This is a genomic window from Actinomycetospora chlora (assembly GCF_039542135.1).
Lineage (GTDB): Bacteria > Actinomycetota > Actinomycetes > Mycobacteriales > Pseudonocardiaceae > Actinomycetospora > Actinomycetospora chlora.
The window spans coordinates 1-536 of record NZ_BAABHO010000210.1; the positions used below are offsets into that span (position 1 = coordinate 1).

Sequence of the window (536 nt, forward strand, 5' to 3'; positions counted from 1 at the left end):
TATGATAAAAAATACGGTAATCAATTTTCCCTTTAAAAGCAAAAGGCTCATTATAGCCTTTAAATTCGGTGTCTGAAACAATAGAAAAATCGTCCGCCAAAGTATCTCCGTTGCAGAGAGATGTTGTTCCTTTTACGGCTTTGGTCGCACCATCAACATATTTCAGAAAGAAACTACCATAGGTAGTGAGAACAGTATCATCCATAAATGTAAAATCAAATTTCAGGTTTTTGATTCCTGTGGAATTATAATTAACAGTAATACTTGTTGGTTTGAAGAGTCCATCCCCTGTAATCATTCTTGAAACTCCATCTCCAAAATCTACGTATAAAGATTTTATGGGCTTTGAACTATGACTGAAAATAAGATTGTTCTTAAACATAAAAGTTATGCTGCTGCCGGTAGTTTCCTTTTTTAATGGGGATGCCATAGTAAGATCTATTGGCAAGAATGGGGGCCGTCCAGGTATCTGTGCAAATTTTTTAGTGTTGGTATCATAAGTTAGTCCGCCGGCAGATGGATTATCCGGATTATAG

1 protein-coding gene is annotated in these 536 nt (G+C 36.2%); it reads right to left on the reverse strand.

Going from position 1 to position 536, the window contains the following annotated elements; genetic code table 11:
• Positions 1-536: hypothetical protein (locus ABD994_RS31460; RefSeq protein ID WP_345425782.1), on the reverse strand; the 536-nt coding region annotated here is incomplete at both ends.